Below are 18558 nucleotides of genomic sequence, written 5' to 3'. Positions count from 1 at the left end.
CCAAAAATTTCTACAACCGAACAATTGGAAGAGACAGGGAAATACTCTAATTGGAAGCGTATTCATTTTTAAGCCTAATCAACAACGCTTCCTGTCCCATCCTATAAAGGTACCGAACTGACCGCAATGTTTTCCTAGAAGGGAGCAGTACCACAAAGAAAACGGATTGATAGGGAACGGCTTACCTCCCCTCTTTACCTTGTTATACTATGTTAAAATTAACACATACTTTTTTGGACGTCAATACAGTTTTTTTCCTGCATTTTTCTATTTTTTTAGGCGAACTTAACGTGAGTTAGTATGCAAAGCCCATTCGATAAGCTTAAAGCCTGATTTACTTAAGAGGGTTTAGCACGATTCCGAATCGGATAAGATAAGGCGCCTTGGGGAACTCTCCCCGAGGCGCCTTATTCGTCAGCCCTTCATCCGCTCCCATTCAAAGCCAAGCTCTTGAAGCAATGCCCTCGCAATGATCATGTGGCCGGACAAGCCCGGATGCACCCGGTCGGAAGCGATAGCCGTAGGATGCACGTATTCGAACTGCGGGGCAAACGCCGCTTGGATATCGATAAACCCGGCGCCCGTTCTCTCTGCCACTCGTCTTGCAGCCTGGCCGTATTCATCCATCCGTTTGCGCATCCGGTCCTCCGGATTAGGCTCCAGGTAGAAAGGCGTCATGATGACAACCCCCTGTACCTCCGGCTGCGCAGACTTCACCAATTGCTCCAACGTCCGCTCGTATTCCTCCAGCAGCACATGCGATTCGGGAATATTCGGCTGATCGAAATACCGCCATACGTCATTGATGCCGATCATAACCGTCAGCCAATCCGGCTTCAGATCAAGCACGTCCGTTTGCCATCTGGCCTTCAAATCCCTTACGGTATTGCCGCCGATGCCCATATTGGTTACGCGGACCGACAGCTCCGGATAAGCGGTCTGCAGCAAGGCGTCCACAAGCGCGACATACCCTTTGCCGACGCCTTGGAATAACCCTTCCCCATGGGGGAATTTACGCTCGCAATCGGTAATCGAATCGCCGATAACAACCAGTCTCTGCCCTTGCTTTAGCTTCATGAATACGCTACCTCCCTTGTTTTAGCGCAAAACGGATGGTCTTGACTTCAAATGGCCGGAAATGCAAGTTAATAAGCTCATTGGCAACCGGCAGCTCGGCTTGGTTAGCTTCCAGCATATCGGTCTCAAACGCGGCGGAATAGGACAACCCGGCGCGGACGCCGCAAGACACGGAAGAACCCGTACTCTCGTACAAGCGTACGATCCAATCCCCGGAACCGTCCTCGGCCAGCTTAACCGTCTCCGCCAGAACACCGGACTGGTCGATTTGCAGAAGTGATTGCTGGTCCACGCGGCCTGCACCGCTTAAGGCGCTAACCGGATAATTAAGCTCGTAGGCCTCCCGGATCACCCGGCTGCCTTGGAAGGCTCCTTCCCAGAACAAGAAACCGTAAGTAAATTGATGCGTTCCTTGATCGGAGGTTTCGTCCGGATAAGACGGCGAGCGAAGAAGCGTCATGCTTAACGTATTGCCCTTGACGGCTATTCCGTACTTGCAGTCGTTCAGCAGCGCAAAGCCGCGTCCCGTCTCGGCAAGCGCCGTCCATTTATGCTGGCTTACCTCGAAACGGTCCGCATCGTGAGGCCTGGAGGCATGATTAGGCCTGCGCACGTAACCGAACTGGATTTCCTGCATCGATTCATTGGCATGCAGCCGGACCGGAAAATCAACGCGCAGCATTTTGTTCTTCTCCCGCCATTCAACCGTTGTCCGGAATTCAACCCTTCGGCTGCCGGCTTCCATTCGGATATCCTGTACAACCGTCGACTGGTTGAGCTTCCGCCGGACGCGAACGTTGGCAAAAAGCGGCCCATTGGCGGTAACCGTTATTTCCGCCTGTTCCTCCAGTTCAACCTTGGAAGCCCGGTAACGGCGGTCAATCTCCCACGCGTCAAAGGCAGACGGCTGATCCCGGTACATAGCAAGCGCATTGCAGGAATCGGCTGCCCATTCCACGCCCGTCTGCTTGTCTACGATACTGGTAATTTCACCTATGCCGTTTATCGCTATCGCCATGAATTCATTTTCCATGCGCGAAGTTGTGGCAGACACAGCTGACTGAGATACCATAAGCTCCGGCTGGCTATTACCGACGGCAGCATAAGCCGCCCATCCCATGGATGGAGTCTCTAACCGGGCATATCCAACCCCGTCATGCCATTGTACGGGTACCGGCTGACCGGAACGATCCGCAACCGCAGCAACCCCGACGGGCAACGCAACCAGCTCGGATCGATTCCAGGACAGGGAATTAAATACGGTAACCCCTTCCCGCTCAGGCTCTACAAGCGCTGCTTTAGCCCCAGCGGCCATTTCGTAGATGATCTCATGCAGCTTGGTTAGTTCCGCTTGCGCTTCTTCATGAACCCGGTGAATCGAGGTTCCCGGCAGAATGTCGTGGAAGTGATGAAGCAGGAGCTGCTTCCACAAGCCATCCAGCTTCTCGTAGGGATACGGCTTCATCCGGAACAGCTGTGCGGCAGCAGCCCAAAGCTCGTATTCGCGGAATCCGATTTCCGTCTTCCGGTTCAACCGCTTCAGCTTCGCCTGCGTCGTATAGGTTCCCCGGTGCGCCGGATAATACAGCTCGCCTACGTATCTCGCATCCGGAAGCCCCCTTGCTTGCTGGTCCTCGAAATAATCGATCGGCGAGCTTTGTCTTGTCCGCGGAACGCCTTCCAGATTGTCGAGCCTGCGCAGAAACTCGAGATCATCCCGGTTCGCGCCGCCTCCGCCGTCTCCATGCCCGTACTGGACAAGCCGGGTCGCAATACCATCCTTCTGCACGCGGTCATTCCACTGCCCGATCAGGAATGAAGGATTCACACGGATCGGGAAATCGCCATAGTCCAGCAGATGCGTCAGAATTTCCGACCCGTCGATTCCTTCCCAGATAAACGTGTTGTACGGGAACGGATCAACGACATTCTCATAGGTCTGGAACATTTTGACGGAAGCAAAATAACGGATCCCGCAGCCCTTCATAATTTGCGGCATATTGCCGGAATAACCAAAGACGTCGGGCAGCCACAGCATTTCGTTGTCCTTGCCGAACTCCTCCATGAAGAACCGCTTGCCATGAAGGAACTGGCGGATCAAGCTCTCCCCGCCCGCCAGATTCGTATCCGACTCGACCCACATGCCCCCTTCCGGAATGATTCGCCCTTCCGCCACTCTCCGCTTGATGCGGGAGTAGAGCTCCGGATAAAGCTCTTTAACGATCCGGAATAGATACGGCTGGCTTTGGGTGTACGTATATTCCGGATATTCATCCATAAGCGCCAGCTGGTTGGACATCGTGCGGGCAATTTTCCGTTTCGTCTCTTCAATCGGCCAGAGCCAGGCAATATCAAGATGGGACTGGCCCATCAGATACAGCAGCGGTGAGGTGGATCCGTTCACGCAGGATAGGAGCGGCTCCATCAGCCTGCGGCAGCCGTTAACGTTCTCCGCCAGCTCCGGACCCTCAAGTCCAAGATCAAGCTCGGCAATGACATTCGTCAAGCAACGGTTAATGTCGGCAGCGCGCAGGGAGTTCGCATCCGTATGTTGAAGAACCTGCCACAAGCATTCCAGATCGATGAAGAATTGATAGACTTCCTCTTCGAACCGGCACAAATAGGATTCGCCAAATACCGGCTGCTCGCCGGAGTGGCCGGCATAAGCTTCGGCCGCAAGCTCGTAGCGCTCGCCTTCCCGCGCATGACGGGTTAAGGTCACGTCATGATGCTGCAGATCGAGCGCTCCGCTCACAACCCCGTTTACGTAAAGAGTGGCTTCCGAGCCAAAGTCCGCGAGCACGACCAGCCGCTTGCCTTCCGTCCCCTCGGGAACAACGAGGCTGCTGCGAAGCCAAGCGTACGTCCAGCTGCTTCCCCAGCGATCCCCGACGCTTATAGACTCAAAAGATCGGGAATCGATATCGGAATAAGAAAGACGTTCTCCGGTAACATAGCAAGTAAATTCAACGATGGATAATTTCTTGTAAATAAACTTCTGCTTTACCCTTAGCAGCTTCTCAACCTGATACTGAATTTCTTTTCTCGTATTCAATTCCAGTTTCACATCCTATGGTTTTCGTCTTTATTGTAACGACTATCGGAGATCGTCCTCGGTCAGCCACGGCTGGGGCGGCCAGCCCGTATCCTGAAGGAAGCCTGGCCACGGATTACAGTTTACGGGCCGCTACGCCTTCGAAGGTGATTTTCACGGGACGAATCGTATTATCTTCATTAAAGTAAAGATTGTCGATGCACACCACCCGGTGGTTCGCAGCCGTTTCGGTCAACGGACGTCTATGGTAAACGATATAATATTCGTCGGTATCCGGGATTTGAAGATAGCCGTGATGTCCCGCCCCGGTCGCCACTTCAGGATCCTGCTGCAAGATCGTATCGATTCTCTCGAATGGACCCAGCGGCGATTCCGCAAGCGCGTAAGCAACCCGATAATGAGGACCGCCCCATCCGCCTTCCGCCCACATGAAGACATACTGGCCGTTCCGCTTGATCATGCACGGTCCTTCCACATAGTCCTTTGGCGTAACTTCGCGATAGACGGTTCCGTCCTCGAACGGAAGCAGGCTGATCATATCCTCGCCGAGACGGACCACGTTGCAATGTCCCCAGCCTCCGTAGTAGAGGTATACCTGACCGTCTTCATCCCGAAAAACATGCGGATCGATAGGCTGCGCGCCATGGTGGAACCGGTCGATGAGAGGTTTGCCTATTGCATCGCGGAACGGCCCCTCCGGACGGTCCGCAACCCCGACGCCAATGCCTCCAAGCTCGTCATTGCTTTGAATATCGTTCGCCGAGAAATAGATATAATATTTTCCGTTGCTCTCGATTGGCGAAGGCGCCCACACCGCTTTATGCGCCCACTCGAAATCCTTCTTGTCCAAAACCCGCTCTGCCTTGGTCCAGTTGACCAAATCGTCCGAATGGAAGGCATCCAGATACAGCTGCTCCTCGTACAGCGCCGAATAAGTCGGATAAATCCAATACCGTCCCTCAAAAATTCTTGCTTCCGGATCGGCATACCAGCCAGGAAATACGGGATTGCCGGATGTAAGCTTATTATTCATGAATAGTTCCTCCTAGTCGAAATCAATGTAGTAAGTAAGTATACGAAGAGCCATAGAAAACAGTAGAAGTGTCTTGTATTTCCACACTTCCTGTCGTGAATTTATAGTGCTTATATTCTTGAATCGATTAGTAAAGCGCTTACAAAAGCCCGATATTTGCTTCTTTATCCTAACCTCCTTATGATTTTTGTCGTTTCCTCCAACAACTTATTATGCTAAGGACGACAAGTTCACACACTATCTTTGAACCTATAGTAATACGAACCCCTACATTTTTCAAACCTTTTTTGCGCAAATAGGAGCTTCCTCCTACCCGTCTAAGGAATTCCTAGCCCGTATGTTTATTGTTTTTTGCCTTCACCGGAAAGTTAGTATACCATTACAGACTAAGTTAAGTTATAATCAAAGAAATGTTGTTATGAGGTGACTCGAAAATGAGTGAAAAAGAACCTGGACTACCTAAGTATCAAATTGTGAAGGATTATGTGCTCGCACAAATCGATAATCAGGAAATTTCCAAGGATGACCGCATTCCAAGCGAATCGGAATTTTCGAAAATGTTAAATGTAAGCTCCATTACGGTCCGAAAGGCGCTTTCCGAGCTAGTAAACGAAGGAGTTATATACCGCGTTCGGGGAAAAGGAAGCTTCGTGGCCGCCAGCCAAACCGCCGTAGCCGAAAAAGCTTCCAACCTGGTTGCTTTTGTGATCTCCGGCGTTGAAATGTACGACAGCTCCTATATGCAGATTATGAAAGGCATTCAGTCCTTCCTCGGCAAGCATGATTGCAAATTGATTATCGAATTCGTGGAGAACGATTTCGATCAGGAACGCGAGCTTATTTTACGGTTAATCCAATCCGATATCAGAGGCCTTCTTATTTACTCCTCGGATCCGGTCGCGGCAAAGAGCTACCTGAATGACATCCGGAAGAAATCGATTCCATTCGTCATGCTTGACCGCTCGCCTGCAGGATATCCTGTAAATGTCGTAACCTGCAACAATCACGACGGCGCCTATGAAGCCGTTGAGTATTTAATCCGGAACGGTCATAAGAGAATCGGCTTTGCCGCTTACGATTTCCATCTCAGCCCGGAGGTTGACCGGTTCAACGGCTATAACAACGCCATGACTAACGCTTCCCTGCCCGTGAACAAGAAGCTTCTCTATCTGGAGAAGGAATTGGATTACGATACGCTTGCCGGGCAAATTCAAGAGGGAGAAATTACGGCCCTCTTTTGCACGAATGACAAGCGCGCCCTTGAAGTACTCGAGCAGCTGACCAGCCGGGGAATTCGAATACCGGATCAAATCTCGCTTATGGGCTTCGATGATTTCGAGAGCTCCAAATTCGCCAAGGTTGCCCTTAGTACGGTGAAACAGTATTTTGACGTGCTCGGTTACGAAAGCGCCAAGCTGCTGCTTGAAATCAGCGAAGGAAATTCTTACGGGAACAAAAAGGTCATGCTCCCTACCAGCCTGATCATCCGGGATACGGTTAGACCGATCTAACAAGCAAAAAGACTGCTCTCCGACAGGGGTGCAGTCTTTTTTATCGGCCATGAAACAATGGCGATGAGGTTTAAAAGGTTGAAGATCGGTAAAAGCTGATCGAATACGTTTACCCGTACTACATTTATAGGAGAAGCACGGATGGATCTGAACAATAATCCGCTCGTTAAGAAAGCTTATGCGAGCCCTAAATTAAGGCAATACCTCTTAAACAAAGGAACCATGTTCGTGTACTGCGATTACGCCGGCTTTGCTTTGCAGAACGCTTACGGCGCTGCTTGTTGCACCGTTTTTAACCGGACGATCCGTTTAACCGCCAAAAAATTGCCGATCAGCAAAGATTACGGCTCTAACTACGGCGAAGTATTGGCGATTATTTTCAGCTTGGACACCCTGGCTGCCGCGTATGCAGCGTTAGAGCATCCGCCTAAAATCGCCGTCGTTTACACCGATTGCATCCGTATATCGCATTTGCTTGCACAGCGGAATCACTCGCAAACCCGAAACGAACTCGCAAGAACCGAGCTGTCAGCCGCCTTGGCCACCTTCAACTCCAAATGCCCCGCGATCACTCTTCAGATCAAATACATAAGCAAGCACAAGAAAAACAACGACTTGCATCGGCTGGCGCATAACGCTGCCCGGGAGGCTGCGCGTTCGCTTATTTTGTCGTAGAGCCAAAATCCGTCACTTGCAGGTCGATATCCAAATTGATTTTCGAAGCGCTAAACGTGTCATCCCAATTGGACTTGACCGTTTTCCATAAGCCCGGCTTCTGAATCCTCACGGCTTTGCCGAATTTAGCGACATCCACCTTGTAGCGGGTCTGCATGGCGTTCAGCAGATGCTCGAGCATGCTCGTCAGCTTGCTCTTGAATAGCTTCTCCGCCTCTTTCTGATAAGACCTCAAGGAAGGGTTCCCCTCCGCATCCCAATCCTCGCTAATTCTGCCCTTGGTTTCGACACGGACCCGGAAGGTAAGCTGATTGTCTTTATCCGTCTCTACCCGGATACGGGTTTTCATGGCTTTCATCTCGTAAGTGATTGGATTATGATGCTCGTCGTAGGTTTTGATCGCTCCGCTATCCCCTTGGTTTGTCAGCCAGTCGATGCACGCAACGTCCTCCTGCGTCAAATTCCCGATCCAGCGCCCGGTATCCCCTTTGATAATGCCGGCTCCCGAGAATTCGATTTGTTTTTTGGCCCGAATTATATTCTGAAGAATAAAGCTTTGTTTGGAATGCATCAAGGCGTCCAGATCCGTCAGCAGAACGGCGTCCATAATCTTGCTTGTCCGGAACTGGTTCTGCACCACATCGTTAATATAGAAGGAAGGCACCTCGTCGGGCGTCTTTATGGTTAAAGCTTGTTCCGCCTTGCCCGTGCTTAGAAAAATTTTCACGCTAGGCCGAATATCGTTATCGCGCAGCATAAAGTTCGTCACCTGCTTAATGTTTCTCTCTTGCAGCAGCTCCGAGGAGATCACGATAATTTTCAAATGATGGCCAATAATCGGCTTATTCAACCGAAGGGAAAACTGGCGGAAAATCTCAAGAACGGAGTCGCCCGTTGCGGTAATATTCATATAGGGGGAAGTCTTGCCCTTTACTTCATCCTTGGAGCCCGTCTTCAGCGGGACAATTTGAACGGTTGCCGTTATTTTATTTTTCTTGGAATAGCTTCCTCCCTCTTGCTCGAATTCCTTTTCCATCGGGCTCTCATTGCCCGTATCCAGCGCCATGCCCGCGTACACCGCAAGATCTTCAATCTCTTTGCTGCTCCAGCAGCCGGATTGCGTGAGCAGTACGGCTGCAAGCAGCAGTCCCGGAAGCTTACGTTTTCTCATGTTGAGGACCACCTTTGGATCTTATCATCGCAATTAGCGAAAGACAGACGGGAAACAAAATAAACAGAAATATACTAAAATAGCCGATATCATCCCCAAGCTTGAATACCTCATTGATGTTCTTCGGGATCATGGCTGCAAGAAAGATGAAGGGTACAAGCGCAAAAATAACCGACTTGTAAGGAAGGTTAAACAATTGCGACAAACCTAGGGACGAATTATAAAAGAAGCTGCTGTAATTGCAGAACATCTGCATCAGCCAAATGACCATCAGCGGGAATTCAAAGCGTTCGAATAGAAATCCCGTAACCTCGAAGCTCCGTATCAGATCTATCGTTGGCCATGTACTGGTTACGGCCGAATCTACGGACAAACCGCCGATGACCATTATGATGGTAAAAAAGTAAATCACGGCAGGAATAGAGATTCCAGCCAGCATAGCCTTCAGAGCTTGCTTTGGATGATCCAATTGCGCCACCAACGTCATTACAACCTCGCAACCCGAATAAACCAGAACGGTTGATTTGAGCCCCAGAATAACCGGAAGTATCCCGTCTCCCAGAACGGGCCTTAGATTATCGAGATGGAATAACCTCAAGCTCAGCAGATAGGAAACAATCAGAATAAACAAGCTGATGGGAAAAACGATCTGTCCCACCCGCGCGATTGCATTGATGCCTCCTCGGATCAAATAGGCGCCCAGCCAAATAAAAGGAATCGTGATCGCCCATATCGGCGTGCCTTCCAGCAAGTAAAACATCGTTACCTCGGACATCACGCGGATCTCGAAGCCTGCGATTGCGATGTAATACAGGACTAATAACAAGCACCATAAAATGCCGGGATACCGGCCAATTAGGCTTTGCGTATATTGAAATACGGTTTTGCCCTGGAAGCGCAGGCTTAATTTGACCATCAAGACAACTACCAGCATAACGACCAATCCGCCCAAAAGCACGGAAATCCAGCTGTCCGGCGTTTTCACCGTCTCGCTTACGCTTCTTGGCAGGGTCAAGATGCCAGCCCCCAGCATCGTATTATTTAAAACCAGCGCCGCTTGCGAGGATGTGATTTTGTCGTCCGGCGCAAGAAAGGATTTTGAAGCGGACATCGTTTTCCCTCGATTCTATCTGCGTTTGTTTTGCATCGTTTTCATCAGCTTTGGTCTCCTCTTCATCATGAAGATCGGCACGCGAATAAAGAAATCCTTCCAGTCGCTCCAGCGGAATGGCGTAAGCGGGGTGAGATAAGGAACACCAAAGCTTTTTAATTTGGCTAGATGACAGCAGATCAGCAAGAAGAACAAGATGGTCCCGAACATGCCCAAAATGGAGGCAAACAGCATAGCCACGAACCGGAGAAGCCGAAGCGTAATCCCGGCGCTGTACATCGGAATCGAAAAGGATGAAATCGCCGTGACCGCAACTACGATGACCAGAAAAGGACTTACGATTCCCGCTTGAACGGCCGCCTCTCCAATAACAAGACCGCCAACGATGCCCATTGCGGGTCCAATCGGCTTGGGCAGCCGAATTCCCGCCTCTCTCAATATCTCGATGGAAATTTCCAGTATGAGAACCTCAATTAAAGAGGGAAACGGAACGCCCTGCCGGGTCTCGATAATCGTTAGAGCAAGCTCCGTAGGGATTAGCCCCGGATGAAACGAAATAAAAGAAATATACAAGGATGGAGCCATTAGAGCGATGAAGGCCGCCAGAAAACGGAGAATGCGCAATAAGGAACCGGGCATCCAGCGTTCGAAATAGTCCTCCGGCGATTGCAGAAGCATGCTGAAGGTTACGGGCACAATCAGCGCGAACGGCGTTCCGTCCAGCAAAATCGCTATTCTGCCTTCCAGCAGCGCCGCCATAACCCGGTCAGGACGCTCCGTGTTTTGGGTTTGCTGGAACGGACTTAGATAGTTATCCTCAATCAATTGCTCGATATAACCGGACTCCGCGGCATAATCAAGCCTGATTCCTTCTATCCGGTCGGTAACCTCCCGAAGCAAGTCCGGATTGACGATCTGATCCAGGTATACGACAGCCAATTCCTTCTGGATAGTGTGACCAACCAAATAGCTTCGGATTTGAAGATTTTCCGTGACTCCCTGCTTTCTCAGGATAGCCGTATTTATATTAATATCTTCCGTAAAGCCAATCCGGGAGCCTCGCAGCAAGGTTTCGGACACCGGCTCCGTAATATCGCGGGCAGGACCGCTTGGCGGATTGATTAAAAGAACTTCATTTCGACCATCAATAACCAGGGCCAAATAGCCAAATAAAATGGCCTTTGTCAGCTCCTCCATCGAGGAAATCGCATGTACCGAGTTCGTTGGTAAACGTTCAATGAGCGGGAGAGGCAGCTCCGTATCCCGCAGCATCTGCATAATCTCCATTTTTAGCAATTGATCTTCCTGCATGCCCTTAACAAAAATGAGAGCAGCACGAATCTTGGCATCCCCCATGGTCAGTTCGCGGATGACAACGTCGCTGTTTAACCCGATCGTGTTCCTTATTTTATCGATATTGGTATCGTAATTTGCGGAAATGGGATGAATGGGCGGCTCTTCGTTATCCGAAGCGTTCATGCTGCTCGCCCCGCCTGAAGAGACCAGCTTGTCATCCGCTAAAGAGGCAAGTGCTTTATAAATCCGGTAGATCAACAGGGGAACAACAAGAGTAATAAAGGCCTGGAATAACACGCTCCATCCCGGAATATGGGATTTAATCGAAGATAACATTCATAATCCTTCCTTTAATTACTCTCGTTCAGATCGAATGCAGATTGGGGAAATGGCAATGTAAGAATAATATTCCTAATTTGGCTTCAAATATACAAAGTTAGGCTTTTGCTGGCCTATTGAACGACTGGCATCCCTATATTTTTAAAAAAAAGACAATTCCCTTCTGTAATCAGAAGAAAATTGTCTATGATCGTTTCGTTATTTGATTTGGCCGTAATAGGCATTAGCGCCATGCTTCCGGAGAAAATGCTTGTCGAGCAAAGCCTGATCCATCGGCTGAATGTCCGGATTAAGATTATAAGCATGAAGGGCCATCTTTGCAACTTCCTCCACGACTACCGCATTATGAACGGCCTCATGCGGATCTTTGCCCCAGTTGAATGGCGCATGGCTGTTCACAAGCACGCTTGGTATCATCATTGGGTCTTTATCCTTAAACGTTTCGACAATGACGTTGCCGGTCTCGAGCTCATAAGCGCTTTCGATCTCCTCGCGCGTCATTGCGCGGGTAACCGGGATTTCGCCGTAGAAGTAATCGGCATGAGTGGTCCCCAGAGCAGGAATCCCCCGGCCGGCTTGCGCCCAGCTTGTTGCCCACGGAGAATGCGTATGCACGATTCCGCCAATCTGCGGAAAGGCTTTATATAAGACAAGATGCGTTGGCGTATCCGAGGATGGTTTGAGCTCGCCCTCTACCTTATTCCCCTCAAGATCCACAACAACAAGATCCTCCAGCTTAAGCTGATCGTAAGGCACGCCGCTAGGCTTGATGACCACAAGACCGCTTTCCCGATCGATACCGCTCACATTTCCCCAGGTAAACGTAACAAGACCATACTTAGGCAAATCCAAGTTGGCTTCCAATACCTCTTGCTTTAACCGCTCCAGCATGTTGCTCATCCTTTCGTCGATCCTCATTTTCCAATGTCATTATACACTTGTACGTACATGTTTTCTACATTTATTTTGCCACGACCCGCGACTTGTCATTACATCTTGCGGGTCGATTCTCTAATAATCAAGCTAGGCTTGTAAGTTTTGGATTCCGGCATCAAGGTGCCGCCGCTCTCGATTAGCTCGAACAACAGGCTTGCGGCGTCCTCTCCCATTTCCGCCTTCGGATGAACAAGCGTTGTCAGCTTCACTTCGGATGCCGTTGCGAGTGGCGAGTCGTCGAATCCAACCACGGATATATCCTGCGGTACGGATAGCCCGGCTTGGCGGATAACTTCGAGCAGATGCAGAGCCAGCTCGTCGTTGTAGCAGACAAATGCCGTTGGCCGTTCCTCTTCCGGAAGCTCCAGGAACCTTGCCGCTTCCTCAATCGGCTTCTTCGCTTTCTCCTCCGTCCGGTAAGCCACAACAAACTCCGGCTGAAGGAGACAGCCTTCCTGCTGATGCGCGCGCATAAAGCCTTTCAAGCGCAGCACGCCCTGCTGGTCATCCGTCTTGAAAAACCCGACAATCCGGCGATGTCCCAGCTCGAGCAAATGCTGAGCCGCCGTACGGCCTCCTTCTTCATCGTCGATGACAAGAGAAGGACAGCTGATTTCCGGGTATCGGGCGTTTATCATGACATAAGGAATTCGCCGGTTGTTAAGCGCGAGAAAATAAGCCAGATTCGGATTTCCTTCGGCGCTTTTGGTCGGTTCGATAATCAAACCGCTCAACGGCTGGCTGGTTAACATGGACAGGCTTTCCCGTTCCCTGCCCTTATCGTTGTCCGTGCTGGAGAGCAGCAGCCGATAGCCTTTGGCGCGAATCGCCGCTTCCGTCCCGCGTACGATATGCGGAAAAATATAATCCGAAATATAAGTCGTTATGAGGCCTATCGTCTGGGTTTCCGCACGGCTCTCGCTTTCCCGCGCATCCGCTACGAAGGTCCCTTTTCCTTGCAGACGGTACAGCCTGCCTTCCTTCTCCAGCTCTCCTAGCGTTTGGCGGACGGTTTGCCGGCTTAGCCCGAACTGCTCGGATATTTCGTTCTCTGACGGCATCTGCTCATTGGGCTGAAGCTTTCCCGTCTCCAGCCATGCCAATATTTCTTTCTTGAGCTGAATGTATTTCGGCAATGATTTTTCTTTCATGAACCTGCCCCTTTTCTAGCTTGTCTGTACGATTCTGCGATATGAGTATAGATTAACAAATCGGAGCCAGGAAATACTACTCCCGGCTCCAATCGTTCCTTCTATCTATCTGCATGCGATTTTACGGTTTATTTCAAGTATTCAACCGCGGCTCTTTCAATGGAAAGTCCCGTCTTATACCGTTTCATAAAGACCTCGAAGCCTTCCACATCCTTCGGATCAGGGGAAACCTGCGAGCCGGCTCTGCCTGCGAATACGTTCTCGTTCAGGAAGTCTTCCAGCGTCTCGTTCTCCGCTTTGTTCACCATGTAGGAAGCAAGCAGGGCAATCCCCCACGCTCCGCCTTCACCGGCGGTCTCCATGACGGAGACCGGAACGTTCAGAGCGCCAGCCATGATTTTTTGTCCTACGCCTTCGGTCTTGAACAAGCCGCCATGACCAAGGATCTGGTCCAGCTTCACTTCCTCTTGCTTAAGAAGAATATCCATGCCAATCTTAAGCGCGCCAAGCGCGGTAAACAGATGAACGCGCATGAAATTCGCCAGATTGAAGCGGCTCTCCGAGGAACGCACGAACAATGGGCGTCCTTCTTCGAAATGCGTCATGTGCTCGCCCGACAAATAGCCGTAAGCCAGCAGTCCGCCGCCATCCGGATCGCCTTGCAGCGCCAGGTTGTACAGAGTGCCGTAAAGCTTGTTAGCGTCAACATGAAGACCCATTGCCTGGGCAAACTCGTCAAACAAGCCAACCCATGCATTCAGATCGGACGAACAGTTATTGGAGTGAGCCATAGCGACCAGGTTGCCGGTCGGCGTCGTAACGAGGTCAATCTCATCATAGGCCTTGGACAGCTCCTTCTCCAGAACAACCATCGCGAATACCGAGGTTCCCGCCGACACGTTGCCCGTGCGCTTCGCGATACTGTTCGTTGCAACCATGCCTGTTCCGGCGTCTCCTTCGGCCGGACAGAACGGAATTCCCGCCTGCAGCTCTCCGGTCACGTCCAGAAGCTTCGCTCCTTCTTCGGTCAGTACCCCTGCACGCTCGCCCGCAACCAATACTTGAGGCAAAATATCCTCGAGCTTCCATGGAAGCTCTTTTGCCGCAATCCGCTCATTAAACTGATTAATCATAGCCTCGTTAAAGCTTCCCGTATGGATATCAATCGGAAACACGCCGGATGCTTCGCCTACGCCAAGATTTTTCTGACCGGTCAATTTCCAATGAATGTACCCCGCCAGAGTCGTCAGGAAATGAATGTCGGCAATATGCGCTTCCCGATTCAGAATCGCTTGATACAGATGGGCAATGCTCCAGCGCTGAGGAATATGGAAATTGAACAATTCGCTCAGCTCCGCCGAAGCCTGCTCCGTTATATTGTTTCTCCATGTGCGGAAAGGAACAAGCTGATTGCCAGCCTGATCAAACACCATGTAGCCATGCATCATTCCGCTAAAACCAATGGCGCCAATAGTTTGCAATGCCGCGCCATACCGCTCCTTCACATTGGCCGCCATCTTCCGATAGCTGTCTTGAATGCCCTTCCAAATATCCTCCAGGCTGTACGTCCAAATATTATTGTGGTAGCTGTTCTCCCAGTCATGACTGCCCGATGCGATTGGCGTATTGTCTTCCCCGATGAGAACTGCCTTAATCCGGGTTGAGCCCAGCTCGATTCCAAGCACTGTTTTGCCGTTCTTAATAGCCTCTCTCATATCAAAACTCATGTTTGTTCCTCCGTTATGGTTAATGAATTGAAATGAAGTTCAGTTTAGCTAACTTGTCTGTAGACAGTATACCATCATTGAAACTTGTATGTACATGTGAAAATAGAGTGAGAATGAGAATTCCTTCTGTTATCCATACAATGTTCATTTGAACGTTTGGCCATGGAGGGCATATACTTAAGCTACATTAGTTATTTATAATGATTCTAATCTAGAATAAAGGAGCGAGTGTCATGAACAAAGGGGACTATCATCATCTCCCGCATGTGAAAGAGCAGTCCGCATCCAAAAAAACGCTGTGGCTCACCTTAACGTTAACCTCAATCTTTACGGCTATTGAAATCATCGGCGGCTTATTGTCCGGCTCGCTTGCTCTGCTCTCCGATTCGGCCCATATGGTATCCGACGTATTGGCTCTTGGTTTAAGCATGTTCGCCATCTATATGGCATCGCGGCAGCCTACCAGCCAATATACCTTCGGATTCGTGCGTTTCGAGATCATGGCTTCATTCTTGAATGGCCTTGCGCTGGTGGCTATCGCGGGATTCATCTGGTACGAGGGCGTTCAGCGGCTGATCCATCCCGAGCCGGTAGACATGGGCCTCATGCTTGGCATTGCCGTAATCGGTTTGATCGTGAATGTCGTACTTACCCTGCTGCTGCACCGCAGCGCGAAAGAAGAAGAGAACCTGAATGTCAAAAGCGCGTTATGGCACTTCATTGGCGACACGCTCAGCTCGGCAGGGGTAATCGTGTCGGCCATTCTGATGAAAGCGACGGGCATTCTTCTCTTCGACCCGATTATTAGCATGGTAATCGGCGGCATAATCGCGATCGGCGGCGTAAAAATTATCCGCGAATCTTACGTTATTCTCATGGAGGCGGTGCCGGAGAAATTTGACCTGGAGTCGATACGCCAGGATTTGAGCGGCGTGGCAGGCGTATTGGACGTTCACGACATGCATTTATGGGCCGTGTCCACCGATCATTATTCCTTAACCGCCCACGTTCTTGCGGATTCCCATACCCAGCCGTATTGCATTACGCTTGCCTTGACCGAACTATTGAAAGAGAAATACGGCATCGTGCATTCGACCATCCAGATTGAGCATGCCGCTATTCATCATCACGGGGAATACGGCCGTCAGTTTTTAACTTTAACCTAACGGAACGACAAACCTAGAGATCAGCATTAGGCTGGTCTTTTTTTGTATCTGAATAATAAAAAGCACTTAAAGAAAAATTAATTTAAATACAATTTTTGGAGGAGCCAAATGTCTGAATACTATGTCATTTTTATAAGGAGTATTTCTTCCTTTATCCTCCTTTTAATCATCACAAGATTGATTGGCAAACAAACATTATCCAATATGAATAGCCATGATTTCGTAACCGCGATTATCCTAGGCGCCATCGCGGCGAACATTGCGTTTAACGAGAAGATCGTTCTATCCCATCTAATAATTTCGCTAGGTGTATTTACTGTCACTTCGTGGCTGCTTAGTCTTTTATCTTTAAAAGGAAGAATTGCGGAGAGATGGTTATTCGGAAAGCCATCAGTCGTCGTGGATGGAGGTGTACTCCTTCAGGAGAACATGAAGAAAAACAAATTAACACTGGATTCCTTTAACGAGATGCTTCGGGAGAAGGAGATTTTTGATATTTCCGAAGTAGAGTATGCCCTGCTTGAAAACAGCGGCAAACTCTCCGTTCTGAGAAAGAAAGAATATCGGCATCTCAATTTGCATTTGCTAAATTCAGAAAAAAAATATCCGCCAAAACCAATAAACTTTCCTGTAGAACTCATAAAAGAAGGCAAGTTTATTTACGAACACCTGCATGAGGCGAATATTAAGACGGAAATGATCGAAAAGGCTGTGCAGAAGAAAGGACACGCTCTTACCGACGTGTTTTATGCCGTAAGAGGTACCGATGGAAAGCTGTATTTTGATTTTTATCAAGACCAATTAGAGCATCCAACAGATATGTAGGTTCTGTCCAGAGGGTTATTACTGAACTCACAGCGCGCTTCTGCCCGCCATGAGTTTATTGAAAGGTTATGCGGCTCTATTCTCCGTCGACTGAGCCACCCGTCGTTCAATCAACCAAACCAATCCCCAGAACACGATTGTGCTGAGTATCGCGATAATCGCCGAAACGCCTGCATGAATAACCGCCACAACGGCAAACACGGTTGCCAGCAAAAAATGAATTTTGCGCAAATGCTTGTTCTATACGCGGCGGATTAAAAAACCGTACACCCCTAACGATAGCAGCAGCGCAAATCCTGCAATACCTGTATACGTGTCGTCCTTGATTCTCGCTTGAGTCAGAAAATAGAGGCCGTGAACAGCGATCAGGACGATTGCTGCATAACCAGCAAGTCGATGCGCTTTGTCAAAAAGCTTGACCAGCTTCTTCACGAGAGGAGATGGCGATTTACGCTTTCGCTTCACGCGAAGCCACGCGTAACTAAGGGCGGTACTCCACACAGCAATCGTTCCCAATGTCTTGAATAGTTCTTCGTTCCCTCTATCCCCGGGCTTTATTCCAGGAAGGCCTTGGCGGCTTACGCCAAACCATGCGTGGAAGATCAAGGCAAAACCAGCCATCGCCACAACAACGGCGGGTACAAAAACGCTTCGGCTATGTTTCATGCTTTCCCCTTCTCTCGTCAACGTTTGAACCAGTATATAAGGTAAGTATTAAATAGGTCTTAAGAATTTATTATTCCCTTATTATCTCTTCTTTCAATAAAAAGAGACAATCCCCAGATTGGATTGTCTCCGGCTGTTCTGCGCTGCCTCACTCACATCGTGCTAAGACGCAGCTCATAGAAATACTGAACGACGGGATGCTTGAGCTTGATCTTCCCGCTCATGTTTTGAATGCGTTTCTTCCCGACCCTTCTATCAATCAACGCCAGGATATTCAGTAAGATATCCTTGCTCTCTATGCTCTCCTCTATGGAGAGGGATAGAAACTTGTTCGCTACCGCAACAAAGTTAGATTTGCTTAAGGCGGTCTGTGCCGACAAGAGCTCTTTTGCAAGCTCGCCTATTTTTCGGCCTCTCGCAATCACCTTCAGACGCTCCTCGGGAACCAGCCCCTTCGTCTCTGCTCTGACCGCATCAAGCTCTTCCTTGCTGATCGGGATTTGAAGCTGCGGATCATTCTTGATTTCCTGCTCCGTCTGATACCATCTGATCGATGTCGCTGCATCGCTCATATTAAATACGTTCTTCTTGTCTACAGCTATATAACAAAGCCCTGCTTTATCGGGTAAATAACGGTAGCTGGTTGATCGGTATTCGACTCTCCCCGATAACGCCGGACTAAGAAAGCTCTCCAATTGCTGCTTCAGTTTGCTCCAGGACATGTAAGCCTCCAAATTTCATTACTTCTTGTCTATCATACAATAACGGGCACATCATTCCTATCTTAATCGTCGAATGCAAAGCTAACCAAAAGGCGGC

Annotated in this window: 16 protein-coding genes; 4 read left to right on the top strand and 12 right to left on the bottom strand. The window is 49.6% G+C overall.

Annotated elements, in window-relative coordinates; translation table 11 throughout:
* Positions 1 to 414: 414 nt before the first annotated feature.
* The 3 genes from FHT67_RS07710 to FHT67_RS07700 all read right to left on the bottom strand — a co-directional run bounded on the left by FHT67_RS07710 (position 415) and on the right by FHT67_RS07700 (position 5165).
* Positions 415 to 1077, bottom strand: a complete 663-nt coding sequence (locus FHT67_RS07710; RefSeq protein ID WP_167197146.1) for an SGNH/GDSL hydrolase family protein — start codon at positions 1075 to 1077, stop codon at positions 415 to 417.
* A 7-nt stretch (positions 1078 to 1084) separates the two neighbouring features.
* Positions 1085 to 4132 carry an alpha-mannosidase gene (locus FHT67_RS07705; protein WP_167197143.1) on the bottom strand — a complete coding sequence of 1016 codons (3048 nt, stop codon included), beginning with the start codon at positions 4130 to 4132 and terminating at the stop codon, positions 1085 to 1087.
* 115 nt (positions 4133 to 4247) lie between these two features.
* On the bottom strand, positions 4248 to 5165 hold the full coding sequence (locus tag FHT67_RS07700) for a glycoside hydrolase family 43 protein (protein WP_167197140.1): 918 nt from the start codon (positions 5163 to 5165) through the stop codon (positions 4248 to 4250).
* Between the two features lie 434 nt (positions 5166 to 5599).
* Between FHT67_RS07700 and FHT67_RS07695 the strand changes: the two genes are divergently transcribed.
* Together FHT67_RS07695 and FHT67_RS07690 are read left to right on the top strand one after the other, a co-directional pair.
* A complete protein-coding gene (locus FHT67_RS07695) occupies positions 5600 to 6676 on the top strand; it encodes a GntR family transcriptional regulator (protein ID WP_167197138.1) in 1077 nt (358 codons plus the stop codon).
* A gap of 141 nt (positions 6677 to 6817) precedes the next feature.
* Complete coding sequence (locus tag FHT67_RS07690; protein ID WP_167197136.1) at positions 6818 to 7351, top strand: hypothetical protein; 534 nt, start codon at positions 6818 to 6820, stop codon at positions 7349 to 7351.
* On the opposite strand, the gene FHT67_RS07685 is transcribed toward FHT67_RS07690, so the two are convergent.
* From FHT67_RS07685 to FHT67_RS07660, 6 genes are all read right to left on the bottom strand, one after another.
* Positions 7338 to 8522 carry a Ger(x)C family spore germination protein gene (locus tag FHT67_RS07685; protein WP_167197133.1) on the bottom strand — a complete coding sequence of 395 codons (1185 nt, stop codon included), beginning with the start codon at positions 8520 to 8522 and terminating at the stop codon, positions 7338 to 7340. The genes FHT67_RS07690 and FHT67_RS07685 overlap by 14 nt on opposite strands.
* The gene (locus FHT67_RS07680) at positions 8509 to 9633 is read right to left on the bottom strand and encodes a GerAB/ArcD/ProY family transporter (protein WP_167197130.1); all 1125 of its coding nucleotides are present in this window, start codon (positions 9631 to 9633) and stop codon (positions 8509 to 8511) included. Before FHT67_RS07680 ends, FHT67_RS07685 begins: the two co-directional genes overlap by 14 nt.
* Before the next feature lie 15 nt (positions 9634 to 9648).
* Entirely contained in the window at positions 9649 to 11265 is a 1617-nt protein-coding gene (locus tag FHT67_RS07675) for a spore germination protein (protein WP_167197126.1), read from the bottom strand.
* Positions 11266 to 11466: 201 nt separating this feature from the next.
* Positions 11467 to 12159 carry an L-ribulose-5-phosphate 4-epimerase gene (gene araD, locus FHT67_RS07670; protein WP_132307175.1) on the bottom strand — a complete coding sequence of 231 codons (693 nt, stop codon included), beginning with the start codon at positions 12157 to 12159 and terminating at the stop codon, positions 11467 to 11469.
* Positions 12160 to 12257: 98 nt separating this feature from the next.
* A complete protein-coding gene (locus FHT67_RS07665; RefSeq protein WP_167197123.1) occupies positions 12258 to 13355 on the bottom strand; it encodes a GntR family transcriptional regulator in 1098 nt (365 codons plus the stop codon).
* A gap of 128 nt (positions 13356 to 13483) precedes the next feature.
* On the bottom strand, positions 13484 to 15082 hold the full coding sequence (locus FHT67_RS07660; protein WP_167197120.1) for a xylulokinase: 1599 nt from the start codon (positions 15080 to 15082) through the stop codon (positions 13484 to 13486).
* Positions 15083 to 15315: 233 nt separating this feature from the next.
* Between FHT67_RS07660 and FHT67_RS07655 the strand changes: the two genes are divergently transcribed.
* On the top strand, positions 15316 to 16248 hold the full coding sequence (locus FHT67_RS07655) for a cation diffusion facilitator family transporter (protein ID WP_167197117.1): 933 nt from the start codon (positions 15316 to 15318) through the stop codon (positions 16246 to 16248).
* A 108-nt stretch (positions 16249 to 16356) separates the two neighbouring features.
* Positions 16357 to 17073 carry a DUF421 domain-containing protein gene (locus FHT67_RS07650; protein ID WP_132306955.1) on the top strand — a complete coding sequence of 239 codons (717 nt, stop codon included), beginning with the start codon at positions 16357 to 16359 and terminating at the stop codon, positions 17071 to 17073.
* Between the two features lie 66 nt (positions 17074 to 17139).
* Here the strand turns inward: FHT67_RS07650 and FHT67_RS07645 are convergent, their stop codons facing one another.
* From FHT67_RS07645 to FHT67_RS07635, 3 genes are all read right to left on the bottom strand, one after another.
* Positions 17140 to 17286: a hypothetical protein gene (locus tag FHT67_RS07645; RefSeq protein WP_208403184.1), complete on the bottom strand. Its 147-nt coding sequence runs from the start codon at positions 17284 to 17286 to the stop codon at positions 17140 to 17142.
* A gap of 27 nt (positions 17287 to 17313) precedes the next feature.
* Positions 17314 to 17739, bottom strand: a complete 426-nt coding sequence (locus tag FHT67_RS07640) for a hypothetical protein (protein WP_167197112.1) — start codon at positions 17737 to 17739, stop codon at positions 17314 to 17316.
* A gap of 152 nt (positions 17740 to 17891) precedes the next feature.
* Positions 17892 to 18461 (bottom strand): SF0329 family protein, encoded by a 570-nt coding sequence (locus FHT67_RS07635; RefSeq protein ID WP_167197109.1) that lies wholly within the window; start codon positions 18459 to 18461, stop codon positions 17892 to 17894.
* Positions 18462 to 18558: the final 97 nt, after the last annotated feature.

This window comes from Paenibacillus sp. BK720 (assembly GCF_011761545.1).
Taxonomy (GTDB): domain Bacteria; phylum Bacillota; class Bacilli; order Paenibacillales; family Paenibacillaceae; genus Pristimantibacillus.
This window is presented reverse-complemented; position numbering and strand designations above follow the sequence as displayed.